10 protein-coding genes are annotated in these 14,655 nt (G+C 70.6%); 4 read left to right on the top strand and 6 right to left on the bottom strand.

What is annotated here, in order from left to right:
- Nucleotides 1-144 precede the first annotated feature (144 nt).
- The gene (locus tag AQI94_RS13560) at nt 145-3,114 is read left to right on the top strand and encodes an alpha-L-rhamnosidase (RefSeq protein WP_031038333.1); all 2,970 of its coding nucleotides are present in this window, start codon (nt 145-147) and stop codon (nt 3,112-3,114) included.
- On the opposite strand, the gene AQI94_RS13555 is transcribed toward AQI94_RS13560, so the two are convergent.
- The 6 genes from AQI94_RS13555 to rhaI all read right to left on the bottom strand — a co-directional run bounded on the left by AQI94_RS13555 (nt 3,087) and on the right by rhaI (nt 10,805).
- Nucleotides 3,087-3,743, bottom strand: coding sequence for a LutC/YkgG family protein (locus AQI94_RS13555; RefSeq protein ID WP_031038334.1), 657 nt, complete (start codon nt 3,741-3,743; stop codon nt 3,087-3,089). The genes AQI94_RS13560 and AQI94_RS13555 overlap by 28 nt on opposite strands.
- Nucleotides 3,740-5,218 (bottom strand): LutB/LldF family L-lactate oxidation iron-sulfur protein, encoded by a 1,479-nt coding sequence (locus AQI94_RS13550; protein ID WP_031038337.1) that lies wholly within the window; start codon nt 5,216-5,218, stop codon nt 3,740-3,742. Before AQI94_RS13550 ends, AQI94_RS13555 begins: the two co-directional genes overlap by 4 nt.
- Nucleotides 5,215-5,970, bottom strand: a complete 756-nt coding sequence (locus tag AQI94_RS13545) for a (Fe-S)-binding protein (RefSeq protein ID WP_031038340.1) — start codon at nt 5,968-5,970, stop codon at nt 5,215-5,217. Before AQI94_RS13545 ends, AQI94_RS13550 begins: the two co-directional genes overlap by 4 nt.
- A gap of 71 nt (nt 5,971-6,041) precedes the next feature.
- Entirely contained in the window at nt 6,042-7,493 is a 1,452-nt protein-coding gene (locus AQI94_RS13540) for a rhamnulokinase (RefSeq protein ID WP_225890184.1), read from the bottom strand.
- Nucleotides 7,490-9,529 (bottom strand): bifunctional rhamnulose-1-phosphate aldolase/short-chain dehydrogenase, encoded by a 2,040-nt coding sequence (locus AQI94_RS13535; RefSeq protein WP_031038346.1) that lies wholly within the window; start codon nt 9,527-9,529, stop codon nt 7,490-7,492. Before AQI94_RS13535 ends, AQI94_RS13540 begins: the two co-directional genes overlap by 4 nt.
- 115 nt (nt 9,530-9,644) lie before the next feature.
- Nucleotides 9,645-10,805: an L-rhamnose isomerase gene (rhaI, locus tag AQI94_RS13530; protein ID WP_031038347.1), complete on the bottom strand. Its 1,161-nt coding sequence runs from the start codon at nt 10,803-10,805 to the stop codon at nt 9,645-9,647.
- Between the two features lie 275 nt (nt 10,806-11,080).
- Here rhaI and AQI94_RS13525 point away from each other — a divergent pair, with 275 nt between their 5' ends.
- From AQI94_RS13525 to AQI94_RS13515, 3 genes are read left to right on the top strand one after another with little or no spacing between them, the layout of a single operon-like run.
- Nucleotides 11,081-12,598, top strand: a complete 1,518-nt coding sequence (locus AQI94_RS13525) for a sugar ABC transporter ATP-binding protein (RefSeq protein WP_031038350.1) — start codon at nt 11,081-11,083, stop codon at nt 12,596-12,598.
- Nucleotides 12,595-13,635 (top strand): ABC transporter permease, encoded by a 1,041-nt coding sequence (locus tag AQI94_RS13520; protein ID WP_031038352.1) that lies wholly within the window; start codon nt 12,595-12,597, stop codon nt 13,633-13,635. The genes AQI94_RS13525 and AQI94_RS13520 overlap by 4 nt, the downstream gene beginning before the upstream one ends.
- Nucleotides 13,628-14,641, top strand: a complete 1,014-nt coding sequence (locus AQI94_RS13515; protein ID WP_031038356.1) for an ABC transporter permease — start codon at nt 13,628-13,630, stop codon at nt 14,639-14,641. Before AQI94_RS13520 ends, AQI94_RS13515 begins: the two co-directional genes overlap by 8 nt.
- The last annotated feature ends 14 nt before the right edge of the window (nt 14,642-14,655 follow it).

Raw genomic sequence — 14,655 nt, 5'->3', positions numbered from 1 at the left:
CTGATCGCGGTGAAGAGGAGCCGTCAGGCTTTTGAACGGTTCAACTCACGACGCGGACAGTGGACACCCGCCCTTTTCGCCAGTAGCTTCAACCGCCGACCTGACTGAATCGATACAACACCGAGCCGCCGAAGGGACCACGGCATGACCGACGGAGTCCACCGCACCGCCGTCGAGGGCCTCACGGTGGAGCACCGCACCGATCCGCTCGGCGTGGACGCGGCCCGCCCGCGATTCGGCTGGCGCACCGCGTCCCGGGTCCGCGGCCGGCGTCAGACGGCCTACCGCGTCCTGGTCGCGTCCAGCCCCGACCGTCTGGCCGAGGGCCGCGCGGACGTCTGGGACAGCGGCAGGACCGACTCGGCGGACTCGGTGGCCGTGCTGTACGGGGGCGCCGAACTGCACGCCTCGACCCGCTATCACTGGACGGTCCAGGTCTGGGACGAGCACGGCCGCAGGCTCCCCGACGCCCCGCCGGCATGGTTCGAGACGGGCCTGCTCAGCACCGACGGCGTGCGCGGCTGGGACGGCGCGCGGTGGATCACCATGGCGGGCAAGGCCCCGAACAGCCCGGGCTCGCCGCTGCTGAGAAGGCAGGCGGCGCTGACGGCCTCCCATGTGCGCGAGGCCCGGCTTTATGTCTCCGCGCTCGGCGTGTACGACGTCCACGTCAACGGCCGCCGGGTCGGCGTGCCCCAGGACGGCGGCACCACGTACGAACTGCTCACCCCGGGCTGGACCAACTACGACACCACGGTCAGCTACTTCACCTACGACGTGACGGCCCTGCTGGCGGACCGGCCGCAGGTCACCCTCGCGGCCGTCCTGGGCAACGGCTGGTACAACGGACGCGTCTCCGACAACAGCGTCTACTACTCCGCGACGGGCAACCCCCTAGCCCTCAAGGCCAAGCTCCTGATCCGCTACGAGGACGGCTCGACCCAGACCGTCGTGACCACGCCGGACGACCACTGGAGGGCCACGGACACCGGCCCCTACCGTGCCGACGACATCTACGACGGCCAGACCTACGACGCCCGCCGGGAGCTGCCGGGCTGGACCGACAACGGCTTCGACGCCTCCGCCTGGTCCGGGGTCGAGGAGCACGACTTCACCACCCGCTTCCCCGACTCCCGACTGGTCGCCTACCCGGGCGAGTCGGCCCGGCTGATGCCCGAGTGGGACCGCAGGCCGCGGTCGATCACGGTCTACGCCGGTGGCAGTGATCCCGTCGCCGACCCCGCCCGCACGGTCACCGACCCCGCCGAGGCCGCCACCGCCCCCCTCACCCTGCACCCCGGCGACACCGCCGTGATCGACCTCGGCCAGAACCTGGTCGGCGTCCCCCGCTACACCCTCCGCGGCCCCGCCGGAGCCGAAGTCGTCTTCGCGCCGGGGGAGATGCTCAACGACACCAGCGCGGGCGCGGACGGCCCTGAGGGCTCCGTCTACCGGGCCAACCTCCGCACCGCCGGGGCGAGGAGCACCTACATCCTCAAGGGCGACCCGGAGGGCGAGACCCACCAGGACTCCCTGACCTTCTACGGTTTCCGCTACCTCTCCGTCACCACGACCGCCACCGTCACCCTCACCGAACTGACCGGCAGGGTCGCCACCTCCGCCCTCCACGACATCGGCGCCGTCGAAACGGACGACGCCGACGTCAACCAGCTGATCAGCAACGTCCGGTGGGGCCAGCGCGGCAACTACCTGTGGGTGCCCACCGACTGCCCGCAACGCGACGAACGCTGCGGCTGGACCGGCGACACCCAGCTCTTCTCCCGGACCGGCCTCTACAACACCGACGCGGTCGCCTTCCTGAGCCACTTCCAGGACATCCTGATCGACTCCCAGCGCACCTACGGCGCGGACGGCGCCCAGTTCACCTGGATCGCGCCCGGCGCCCGCTACAACGACCCGGTCCCCGCGAGCGGTTGGGCGGACTGCGGAGTCGTCGTGCCCTGGACCGTGTGGCAGATGAGCGGGGACACCACCGTCGTGGACCGCAGCTGGGACGCGATGACGGCCTACATGGACTGGATCCGGGCGCGCACCGGCGACACCTACGCCGGACAGGGCGCGATCTTCGGCGACTGGCTCGCCTTCCAGGTCACCAGCACCCAGCTCATCAGCGACGCCTACTACGCCCACAGCGCCCGGCTCATGACGGACATGGCCCGCGCCACCGGCCGCACCGCCGAGGCCCACGCCTACGAGGAGCTGTTCTCCCACATCAAGCGGGCGTTCGTCACCAAGTACGTGAGCACCGAGGACGGCCGGCTCACCGTACGCTCCAGCCTCGGCTCCCCGCCGCCCTGGACCCCTGGCGGCAGTCCCACCCGGACCGAGGACGACAGCCAGACCGCCCTGCTCTGGGTCCTCGAACTCGGCCTGTACGACACCGAGGCCCAGCGGCGCGCGCTCGTCGAGCTCCTCGTGCAGAACATCGGCAACTCCGCCGCCTACAAGGCCGCCCACCCCGACAGCACCCGCGTCGGATACGCCGAGAACACCCTCTCCGTCGGCTTCCTCGGGGTGAACGTCCTGGCCCCCGTCCTCACCGAGGAGGGACAGGTGGAGCTGGCCTACAAGGTGTTGCACCAGGACGCGATGCCGTCCTGGCTGTACTCGGTGAAGAACGGCGCGACCACGATCTGGGAGCGCTGGAACTCGTACTCCAAGGAGGACGGCTTCGGGCCGGTCGAGATGAACTCGTTCAACCACTACGCCTACGGCGCGATCATGGAGTGGATGTACGAGAGCATGGCCGGCATCGCGGGGGACCCGGCCCACCCGGGCTTCCGGCACTTCTTCCTGCGGCCCCACCTCGACCCGACGGGCCGGATCACCCGGGTCACCGGCTCGCACCGGTCGCCGTACGGGGAGATCGTCAGCGCCTGGGCGGTGCGGGAGAGCGAGTTCACGCACCGGATCGCGGTCCCCGCCAACAGCACCGCGACCCTGCACATCCCCACATCCGACCCCGGCTCCGTGCGCGAGGGCGGCACACCCCTGTCAGGTGTGAGTGGAGTGACGTACCTGAGCTTCGAGGACGGGGTCGCCTCGTACGAACTCCCCTCCGGACGCTACGAGTTGACGTCCTCGCTGGCCTGAGAGTCCACCAGTACCACCTCCAGGGTGCGCGGACCGTGCACCCCCTCGACCCGGTCCAGCTCGATGTCACTGGTCGCCGAAGGACCCGAGATCCATGTCAACGGGCGTACCGGGTCGAGGCGTTCGAGGGCCTGCGGCACGGAGGAGACGACCTGGTCCGGCACCCGGACGACACAGATGTGGTGGTCGGGGACCAGGGTGATGCGGCGGCGGCCCTGGTCCGGGCCGCCGTCCAGCACGATGGTGCCGGTCTCGGCGACGGCCACCGCGCACGCCGTGACCACGCTGTCGATCCGGTCCAGTTCGTGCGGGGTGCTCCCGGCCCGGTCCGGGACCTGCTCGGTCCCCGCGTCCGCGAGCCACGCGGGCTCCAGGCCCGGGGGCACGAGAACCGTCTTCGCCCCCCGGGCCGCCAGCATTCCGGCGAGTGTCGCCGGCAGGTCGGCCGAGGTGCAGCGGTGCACGATCGCCCGGTAGTCGGCGAGGTTCTCGGCCAGCAGCTCGACCGTCTCCTCGACACCGCGGTCGCCGTGTTCGCGCAGGTACGCGCGCTCGATCGGGGCGTCCTCCCCAGGGGTATCGGCCAGCGCCCGCCGCACCCGGCCCAGAATCCGCTCCCTGCTGCTCACTTGGTGCCCTCCTTGCCGCCGTCTGTGCGCTGCCACCAGTCGCGGAACGGTTCCGCGGGCACGGCAGGCAGGTCCCGGGTGCCGCTCCACGCCTTGCCGGGACCCGGCAGGGTGCGCGGATGGACACGGCGGGTCCGCGACGCCGCCCGCTGGCCGGTCCGCAGGACTCCGGGGCGGGAGAACGCCCAGCGGGCCGCCCGCATCGCCGCCCGCTCGGCCGCGTGTCCCTTGGCGGGCTTGAGCACCACCTTGTTGCCCTCACGGACCACCGGCCCGCCCTGCACGACCCGCTCGCGCAGATGCACCAGCACCTCGGGGATGTCGATGGCGACCGGGCAGACCTCGTAACAGGCCCCGCACAGCGAGGAGGCGTACGGCAGGGAGGCGTCGATCTCGCTTGCCGTGCCCCGCAGTTGGGGGCTGAGGATCGCGCCGATCGGGCCCGGGTAGACCGAGCCGTAGGCATGTCCGCCGGCCCGCTCGTAGACCGGGCAGACGTTCAGGCATGCCGAGCAGCGGATGCACCGCAGGGCCTGGCGGCCGACCTCGTCGGCGAGGGTGTCGGAGCGGCCGTTGTCGAGCAGCACCAGATGGAAGTGCTGCGGGCCGTCCTCGTCGGTGGTGCCGGTCCAGGTGGAGGTGTACGGGTTCATGCGTTCGGCGGTCGAGGAGCGGGGGAGTGTCTGGAGGAAGACCTCCAGGTCCTGCCAGGTCGGCACGATCTTCTCGATGCCGACGACCGAGATCAGCGTCTCGGGCAGGGTCAGGCACATCCGTCCGTTGCCCTCGGACTCCACGACCACCAGGGTGCCGGTGTCGGCGACCATGAAGTTGGCGCCGGACACGCCGACCTTGGCGCGCAGGAACTTCTCCCGCAGGTGCAGCCGTGCCGCCTCCGCCAGTTCGGCGGGTGTGTCGGTGAGGCCCTCGGGGGCCGGGCGGCCCCACTCGCTCATCTCGCGCTCGAAGATGTCCCGGATCTCGCCCCGGTTGCGGTGGATCGCCGGGACGAGGATGTGCGAGGGGCGGTCCTTGCCCAACTGCACGATCAGCTCGGCGAGATCGGTCTCGTAGGCCCGGATGCCCTCGGCCTCCAGCGCCTCGTTGAGCCCGATCTCCTGGGTGGCCATCGACTTGACCTTGACGACCTCCGACTCGCCGGTCATCTTGACGAGGTGCGCCACGATCTCGTTGGCCTCGTCGGCGTCGGCGGCCCAGTGGACGGTGCCGCCCGCGGCCGTGACCGACTCTTCCAACTGCACGAGATACCGGTCGAGATGACGCAGCGTGTGGTCCTTGATCCGCTTGCCCGCCTCGCGCAGCTCGGCCCAGTCGGAGACCTCGGCGACGGCCTTCTCCCGCTTGGCGCGGATGGTGTGCGTGGCGTGGCGCAGATTGCCGCGCAGCGTCTTGTTGTTGACGGCCTCGCGTGCCGCCTCGGGGAAGGCCGGCATCCCCAGATACGTCCCGCTCATACGGCCGACTCCTCTTCCGTGCCCGCCAGGATCTCCGCGATGTGCACGGGCCGCATGCCCGACTCCAGCCGGCCCATCGTGCCCCCGATGTGCATGAGGCAGGAGTTGTCGGCCGCGCACAGCACCTCGGCGCCCGTCGACTCCGCGTTGCGCACCTTGTCCGCGCCCATCGCCGCCGAGACATCGGAGTTCTTCAGCGCGAAGGTGCCGCCGAAGCCGCAGCACTCGTCGGCGCCCGGAAGCTCCCTCAGCTCCAGGCCCTTGACCGCCTGGAGCAGCCGCCGGGGCCGGTCGCCGAGCCCCAGTCCGCGCAGTCCGTGACAGGTCGGGTGGTAGGTCACCGTGTGCGGGTAGTACGCCCCGACGTCCGTCACCCCCAGCACGTCCACCAGGAACTCCGTGAGCTCGTACGTCTTGGGCACCACGGGCGCCAGCGTGGCCGCCAGGCTCTCCCCGCGCCCCTCGGCCCGGGCCCGCTCACCCATCCGCGGATACAGCTCCCGCACCATCGCCCCGCAGGAGCCGGACGGCGTCACGATTGCCTCGTAGTCCCGGAAGACATCGGAGAAATGCCGGGCCAGTGGTTCCGCCTCATGCCGGTAGCCGGTGTTGTAGTGCGCCTGCCCGCAGCAGGTCTGCGACATCGGGAAGTCGACGTCTACGCCCAGCCTGGTCAGCAGTTTCACCACAGCGCGCCCGGTGTCCGGATAGAGCGTGTCGTTGACACAGGTCAGGAACAGGGCGACACGCATCGCGGCTCCTTGTGGTCGGTCATCGGATGAGTGAAGCGTAGTCCGGGGGCGAGGCCGGGGCGAGACCCGGGTCAGGCCCCGGTGAGCCGGGACTGTGCCTCGCGCCAGCGCGCGGTGTCGCCCCGCGGCTCGTACCGCGTGAGCGGCTGCGTACGGGTCAGCAGTTCGCGCCCGCTCGCGAGGTCGCCCACGAGCCCGTGGGCCCGCGCCTGGACCAGGACGTTGCCGAGCGCCGCCGCCTCGGTCGGCCCCGCCACCACGGGCAGCCCGCAGGCGTCCGCGGTCAGCTGGCACAGCAGCGCGTTGCGCGTGCCGCCCCCGACCACGTGCACGACGTCCACGGGGTGGTCGGCCAGCCGCTGCGCCTCCTCCACCGCCTTGCGGTGGGCGAGGGCCAGCGAGTCGAGGATGCAGCGCGTGACCTCGGCGGGGGAGCCGGGCACCGGCTGCCCCGAGGCACGGCAGGCCTCGGCGATCCGCTTCGGCATCCGGCCCGGCGCCAGGAACGCCGCGTCCCCGGCGTCCACCACCGACCGCAGCGCCGGCACCTCTGCCGCCGCCGACAGCAGCTCGCCCAGATCCGGGTCGCCCCAGACCCGTACGCACTCCTGGAGCAGCCACAACCCCATGATGTTCCGCAGATACCGGACCGTGCCGTCGAGCCCCAGCTCATTGGTGAAGTTGGCGGCCCGGCTCTCCTCCGTCAGCACCGGCGCGTCCAGCTCAAGGCCCGCAAGGGACCAGGTGCCGGTGCAGATGTAGGCGAACCGCTCACCGGAGGCGGGCACGGCGGCCACCGCCGAGGCCGTGTCGTGCGACCCGACGGCCGTCACCGGCACCGGCCCGCGCAGACCGGTCTCCTCCAGCACCTCGGGCCGGAGCGGACCGGCCGGGTCCCCGGGCTGCCGCAGCGGCGCGAACAACCCCAGGTCGATGCCGACGCGCGAGGCGATGTCGTACGACCATCCGCGTGTCCGGGGATCGATCAGCTGGGTGGTCGAGGCGTTGGTCAGCTCGGTGCCCTGCTCGCCGGTCAGCCAGTACGTCAGCAGATCGGGAACGAGCAACAGGCGTCGCGCGCCGAGGAGTTCATCGGCCACCAGCTGGTACAGCGTGTTGAAGGGCGCGTACTGCAGACCGGTGGCCGCGTAGAGCTCGGGCGCGGGCACGGTCGCCCACACCTTCTGCGCGACCCCCTCGGTGCGGGAGTCCCGGTAGTGCACCGGGTTGCCGAGCAGCGCCCCGTCGGCGTCCAGCAGCCCGTAGTCCACGGCCCAGCTGTCGATGCCGACGGAGTCGAGTCCTCCACCGCAGTGGGCACCGGCCGCCTTCAGCCCGTCCAGGACACCGCCGTACAGCGAGAGGATGTCCCAGCGCAGGCCCTCCGGGACCCGGACCGGCCGGTTCACGAACCGGTGGGCCTCGGACAGCTCCAGGCTGTCGGGGCCGACGCGGCCGACCATGACCCGTCCGCTGGACGCGCCGAGGTCGACCGCGGCGTACGACTTCACGGACGCGCTCATCGCAGGAAGGCGGCCGCGACGCCGGCGTCGACCGGGACGTGCAGCCCGGTGGTGTGCGTCAGCTCCCCGCCGGTCAGCGCGAACACGGCGTTGGCCACGTGCTCGGGGAGCACCTCGCGCTTGAGGATGGTCCGCTGGGCGTAGAACTCGCCGAGCTTCTCCTCCTCCACGCCGTACACGGCCGCGCGCTTGGCACCCCAGCCGCCGGCGAAGATGCCGGACCCGCGCACCACGCCGTCGGGGTTGACGCCGTTGACGCGGATGCCGTGCTCGCCCAGCTCGGCGGCCAGCAGCCGCACCTGGTGGGCCTGGTCGGCCTTGGTGGCGGAGTAGGCGATGTTGTTGGGGCCCGCGAACACGGCGTTCTTGGAGGCGATGTAGACGACGTCGCCGCCCAGCTTCTGCGCGATCATCACCCGCGCCGCCTCCCGCGACACCAGGAAGGAACCGCGCGCCATGATGTCGTGCTGGAGGTCCCAGTCCTTGGCGGAGGTCTCCAGGAGCGGCTTGGAGACCGAGATGCCGGCGTTGTTGACGACGAGGTCCACGCCGCCGAACGCCAGCAGCGCGGCGCGGAACGACTCGGCGATCTGCTCCTCCGAGGTGACGTCGACCGTCACGGCGACGGCCTTGTCAGGACCGCCCAGCTCCTCGGCGACCGCGGCGGCGTTCTCGGCGTTGAGGTCGGCGACGACGACACACGCGCCCTCGGCGACCAGCCGCTGCGCGATGGCCTTACCGATGCCGCTGCCGGCGCCCGTCACGAGGGCGACCCGTGTCGCGAGCGGCTTGGGCTTCGGCATCCGCTGGAGCTTGGCCTCCTCCAGGGCCCAGTACTCGATGCGGAACTTCTCGGACTCCTCGATGGGCGCGTAGGAGGAGACGGCCTCGGCGCCCCGCATCACATTGATGGCGTTGACGTAGAACTCGCCCGCGACCCGGGCGGTCTGCTTGTCCTTGCCGAAGGAGAACATGCCGACGCCCGGGATGAGCACGATGGCCGGGTCGGCGCCGCGCATGGCGGGGGAGTCGGGCAGGGCGTGCCGCTGGTAGTAGGCGGCGTACTCCTCGCGGTACTCGGCGTGCAGCGCGTCGAGCCGCGCGATCGCCTCCTCCAGAGGAGCCGTCGGCGGCAGGTCCAGGACGAGCGGCCGCACCTTGGTCCGCAGGAAGTGGTCGGGGCAGGAGGTCCCGAGGGCGGCGAGGCGCGGGTGCTCGGCGCGGGCCAGGAACTCCAGTACCGGCGCGGAGTCGTTGAAGTGCCCGACCTGCGGCTTGTCCTGGGAGGCGATGGCGCGGACGTACGGCGCGAGCGCGGCCGCCCGCTCCTTACGCTCGGCCTCGCCGAGCGCGCCGTACCCCTCGATGACGGGCCCGAACGGTTCGGCCCTGCCGTGCTCCGCCAGGAACTGCTCGGCGGTCCGGATGATGTGCAGCGAGTTCTTCTCGCACTCCTCGGCGGTGTCACCCCAGGCGGTGATCCCGTGCCCACCGAGGACGACCCCGATGGCCTGCGGGTTGGCGGCCTTGATGGCGGCGATGTCCAGCCCCAGCTGGAACCCGGGCCGGCGCCACGGCACCCAGGCCACGGTGTCGCCGAAACACTCGGCGGTCAGCTTCTCCCCGTCCGCGGCGCAGGCCAGCGCGATCCCGGAGTCGGGGTGCAGGTGATCGACGTGCGCGGCCTCGACGAGCCCGTGCATGGCGGTGTCGATGGAGGGAGCGGCGCCCCCCTTGCCGTGCAGGCAGTAGTCGAACGCGGCAACCATCTCGTCCTCGCGCTCCACCCCCGGGTACACGTCCACGAGCGCCCGCATCCGGTCCAGCCGCAGCACGGCGAGCCCGGCCTCGGTCAGCGTCCCGAGGTCACCGCCGGACCCCTTGACCCACATCAGCTCCACATCACCCCCGGTGACGGGGTCGGTGTCGGTGCCCTTGGCGGAGGCGTTGCCCCCGGCGTAGTTGGTGTTGCGGGGGTCGGAGCCGAGCCGACGGGACCGGGCGAGGAGAGCGGCGGCTTCGGGATGGGTTGCCATGAACTTTCAGTCCTATCTGGGAAAGGGCCAGGGAGATGCTTTTAGGGGCGCGGGGAACTGCGCGACCAGCCACGAACCGGCCCGCACCCCGTAACGGACAGAACCCGGCAGACGCTTACGCCCCCCAACCTGCCTGCTCCCCACCAACGCGCTCGGCGATGATCTTCTCGGCCCACCCGGACCGCTTGTACGCAGCCATCGGACTGGCGTCCAGTCCCATCTCTTCCCGCACCTCGGCGAGAAGCGGCCGCACATCCGTGTTGTACGCGTCCATCAACACCGCGTTCGCCTCCAGAACATCACCCTCGCGCTGAGCCACGGCAAGAGAGTCCCGGTCGACCAGCAGGGCCTTGGCGGTCGCTTCCTGCACATTCATGACCGAACGAATGATCGCCGGGATCTTCGCCTCGATGTTGTGGCACTGGTCGAGCATGAACGCGACATCGGGCGTGAATCCGCCGCCCCGGATGACCTCGTACATGATCCGGAACAGCTGGAACGGATCGGCCGCCCCCACCATGAGGTCGTCGTCGGCGTAGAACCGCGAGTTGAAGTCGAACCCGCCGAGCTTCCCCTCCCGCAGCAGCGTGGTGACGATGAACTCGATGTTGGTCCCGGGAGCGTGGTGCCCGGTGTCGACGACGACCTGCGCCTTGGGCCCGAGCTTGAGGCAGTGCGCGTACGCCGTGCCCCAGTCCGGCACGTCCGTCGAGTAGAACGCCGGCTCGAAGAACTTGTACTCAAGGAGCATCCGCTGCCCGTCGCCGAGGCGGTCGTACACCTCGGAGAGACCTTCGGCCAGCCGGTCCTGGCGGGCCCGCAGATCGTCCTGGCCGGGATAGTTCGTCCCGTCGGCGAACCACAGCTTGAGGTCCGTGGACCCCGTGGCGTCCATGATGTCGACGCACTCCAGCAGATGGTCCAGGGCCTTCCGCCGCACGCCGGCGTCCGGATGGCAGATGCTGCCCAGCTTGTAGTCGTCGTCCTGGAAGGTGTTGGAGTTGATGGCGCCCAGCTTCACGCCCCGCTCCTCGGCGAACTTCGCCAGCGCGGCGTAGTCCTCGACCTTGTCCCACGGGATGTGCAGGGCGACGGTCGGGGCCACCCCGGTGAACGCGTGGACCTGCGCCGCGTCCTCCAGTTTCTCCTGCGGGGTACGCGGCACGCCCTGCTGGGCGAACACCTTGAAGCGGGTTCCCGAGTTCCCGTACGCCCACGACGGCGTCTCGACGGCCTGGGTCTTGAGAGCGGCCTTCACCGCGGCGAGCTCGGTCACTTGAGGGCTCCTGTGACGTGGGGTCTTGAGGGGTGTTGGTACTGGTGCTGTGTGAAACGATTCAAGACGGGAAAGTATGGGGCCCTCGCGGGAGTGTCAACCCCTGCGACCAAGGCTGTTGCCCGTGATCCCCCTGTGACCTGAGTTCATCGAAAGTTTTTCGACACGAACCCATTGACGTGACATGCGCTCCATGCCTAACGTCCCGGCAACCAAGTTGAAACCTTTCACGACGCCGTGAGGGCCGTCCCGCCGGCGTCGTCGAGGAGCCTCCAATGACCCACCCGTCCACCACGGGTCCGGCCCCGGTTCTCGCGCTCAGGGACATCTCGAAGTCCTTCGGCGCGGTTCGCGCCCTGCGGGACGTCTCCCTGGAGCTGTACCCCGGGGAGGTACACGCCCTCGCCGGCGAGAACGGCGCGGGCAAGTCGACCCTCATCAAGACCCTCGCGGGAGTGCACCGACCGGACACCGGCCAGGTAGTGCTCGACGGTGAGCCGGTCGTCTTCCACGGCCCCGGTGACGCCCGCGACGCCGGTATCGCCGTGATCTACCAGGAGCCCACGCTCTTCCCCGACCTGTCGATCGCCGAGAACATCTTCATGGGGCGCCAGCCCCGGCGCGCCCTCGGCCGGATCGACCACAAGGCCACGCACCACGCGACCCTGGCCCTGATGCAGCGCCTCGGGGTCGAGCTCGACCCCGACCGCCCGGCGCGCGGCCTGTCCATCGCCGACCAGCAGATCGTCGAGATCGCCAAGGCGCTGTCCTTCGAGGCCCGCGTCCTGATCATGGACGAGCCCACGGCGGCCCTGACCGGCAGCGAGGTGGCCCGCCTCTTCGGCGTCGTCAAGGCGCTCCGTGAGCAGGGCGCCGCGGTGCTGTTCATCTCGCACCGGCTGGAGGAGATCTTCCAGATCTGCCAGCGGGTCACCACCCTGCGCGACGGCGCCTGGATCGCCAGCGAACCCATCGCGGACATGACCGAGGACGACCTCGTCCGCCGGATGGTCGGCCGCGACCTCGACGAGCTCTACCCCAAGCAGGACGTACGCCCCGGCGAGGTCGCGCTCACGGTGAGCCGGCTGACCCGGGAGGGCGTCTTCACCGACGTCTCGTTCGAGGTCAGGCGAGGCGAGATCGTCGGCCTCGCGGGCCTCGTCGGAGCGGGCCGTACCGAGGTCGCCCGCGCGGTGTTCGGCATCGACCGCTGGGACGCGGGCGAGGTCTCCGTGGACGGCAGGGCACTGGTCAATGGCGCCCCGTCCACCGCGATGGCCGCGGGCCTCGCCCTGGTGCCCGAGGACCGGCGCGCCCAGGGCCTCGTGATGGACATGTCCATCGAGCGCAACATCGGCCTCACCGGGCTGCGCACCACCGTCAAGGCGGGCCTGATGGACCGCGGCGCCGAACGCAGCCGTTCCCTCGACTGGGCCGTCAAGCTCCAGGTGAAGTACGCCCGGATCGCCGACACCGTCAACACGCTGTCGGGCGGCAACCAGCAGAAGGTCGTCCTCGCCAAGTGGCTGGCCACCGGCCCCAAGGTGCTCATCGTCGACGAGCCCACCCGCGGCATCGACGTCGGCACCAAGGCCGAGGTCCACCGGCTGCTGAGCGAGCTGGCCGCCGACGGGGTGGCCATCTTGATGATCTCCTCCGACCTGCCCGAGATCCTCGGCATGGCCGACCGCGTGCTGGTGATGCACGAGGGCCGCCTCACCGCCGAGATCCCGCGCTCCGACGCCACCGAGGAAACCGTGATGGCCGCAGCCACCGGGAGGGCCGCCGCATGACGGTGACGACCCCCAACCAGGCCCCTGTGACCGACGTACCCAAGTCCAGCGGCACCCGTCTGGTCGACCGTGTCTTCAAGATGCGCGAACTCGCCATCCTGGTCGTGTTCCTGGTGATGATCGTCGTCACCCAGATCGGGAACAGCGACTTCCTCACCGAGCAGGGCATCAAGGACCTGCTGCTGAACGCCACGATCCTGGTGCTGGTCGCCACCGGCCAGTCGCTGGTGGTCATCACGAGGAACGTCGACCTCTCGGTCGGCTCCACCCTCGGCATCAGCGCCTTCGCAGCCGGCACGTATCTGCAGAGCGGCGGGAACCCCGTCGTGGCGATCGTCCTCGCGGTCCTGCTCGGCATCGGATTCGGCCTGCTCAACGGCCTGCTGGTCAGCCTCGGCCAGGTGCCCGCGCTGGTGGTCACGCTCGGCACGCTCTACATCATCCGGGGCATCGACTCCATCTGGGTCGGCTCCCGCCAGATCACCGCGGCCGACCTCCCGGACAGCTTTGTGAACTTCGGCTCCGGCGGCATCTCCGCGGTGCCCTGGCTGGCCCTGATCGCGTTGGCCGTGCTGATCGCCACCGCCTACTGCCTCAAGCACTTCGGCAGCGGACGCGAGCTGTACGCGCTGGGCTCCAACCCCGAGGCCGCCCGGCTCGCCGGCATCCCGGTGCGCAAGCGGATCCTGGCCGCCTACACCTTCTGCGGCGGCCTCGCGGGACTCGCCGGCGCGATGTACCTGGCCCGGTTCGGCAACGTCGACTCCAGCACCGGCACCGGCTACGAACTGACCGTCGTCAGCGCGGTCGTGGTCGGCGGCGTCGTCTTCACCGGCGGCTCCGGCAGCGTCTACGGCGCGGCCCTCGGCGCCCTGTTGCTGACCTCCATCAACAGCGTGCTGCCCGCCCTCGGCGTCAGCTCGGTCTGGGTGCTCGCCATCAACGGCATCCTGCTCATCCTCGCCATCGCGGTCGACCGGGTCGTCGCGCTGCGCGTGGCCTCCGCCCTGAAGAAGAGGAACGCCCGCCATGCCTGACTCCCTGACGCGTGCGATCCGCTGGGACACGGTGGTCGGCGCCCTTCTGGTCGTGGTCCTGCTGCTGTCCTTCGGCACCGTCGACGGCTTCGGCAACGCGCTGAACCTGTCGTTCCTGATCGGCAACACCCTGCCGATCGCGCTGATCGCCCTGCCCATGACCATGCTCGTGGTCTCCGGCGAGATCGACCTCTCGGTCGCCTCCACCGCGGGGCTGTCCGGCGCGGTGATGGGCGCCCTGTGGAACCAGGGCCTGACGATCGAGGTCATCATCCCGATCTGCCTGGTGCTCGGCGTGGTCTGCGGGCTGGTCAACGGCCTGCTCGTCACCCGGCTCGGCCTGCCCTCCCTCGCCGTCACCATCGGCACCCTCGCCGCCTACCGGGGCATCGCACAGATCGTGCTCGGCTCCGACGCGGTCACCGACTTCCCCACGCAGTACCTGGACTTCGCGGCGGGCCGGATCGGGGACACCTTCATCCCGCAGGCCTTCCTGCCCTTCCTCGTCCTGCTCGCGATCGCCGTGGTCGTCCTGCACGCCACGCCGTTCGGGCGCTCGGTGTTCGCGACCGGCGCGAGCGAGGAGGCGGCGCGGTTCGCCGGCATCCGGGTCAAGCGCCAGAAGCTGATCCTGTTCACGGTGACGGGCCTGATGGCCTCGCTCACCGGGATCTTCTGGGCACTGCACTACGCCAGTGCCCGCTACGACAACGCCACGGGGCTCGAACTCTCCGTCGTGGCAGCCGTGTTGCTGGGCGGCATCGACTTCGACGGCGGCAAGGGCACGCTCGGCGGCGCGATCGCGGGGGTCTTCCTCCTCGGCGCCCTGCAGAACGTGATGAGCCTCCAGGACGTCTCCGCCCAGTCCCAGATCGTCGTCACCGGCGTTCTTCTCGTCCTCTCCGTGCTCGGCCCCCGGGTCGCACGGCAGATCTCGGTTGCGAGGGCCGGCCGCCGAGCAGCCGCCTCGACACCGGCGTCCAAAGCGCCCACACCGGCCTCCTAGATCCGGGCGCCCAA

The sequence above is a fragment of the Streptomyces pseudovenezuelae genome (assembly GCF_001513955.1).
GTDB lineage: Bacteria > Actinomycetota > Actinomycetes > Streptomycetales > Streptomycetaceae > Streptomyces > Streptomyces pseudovenezuelae.
Note: the sequence above shows the minus strand (reverse complement) of the source record. Positions and strands in the feature narration are given on the sequence as shown.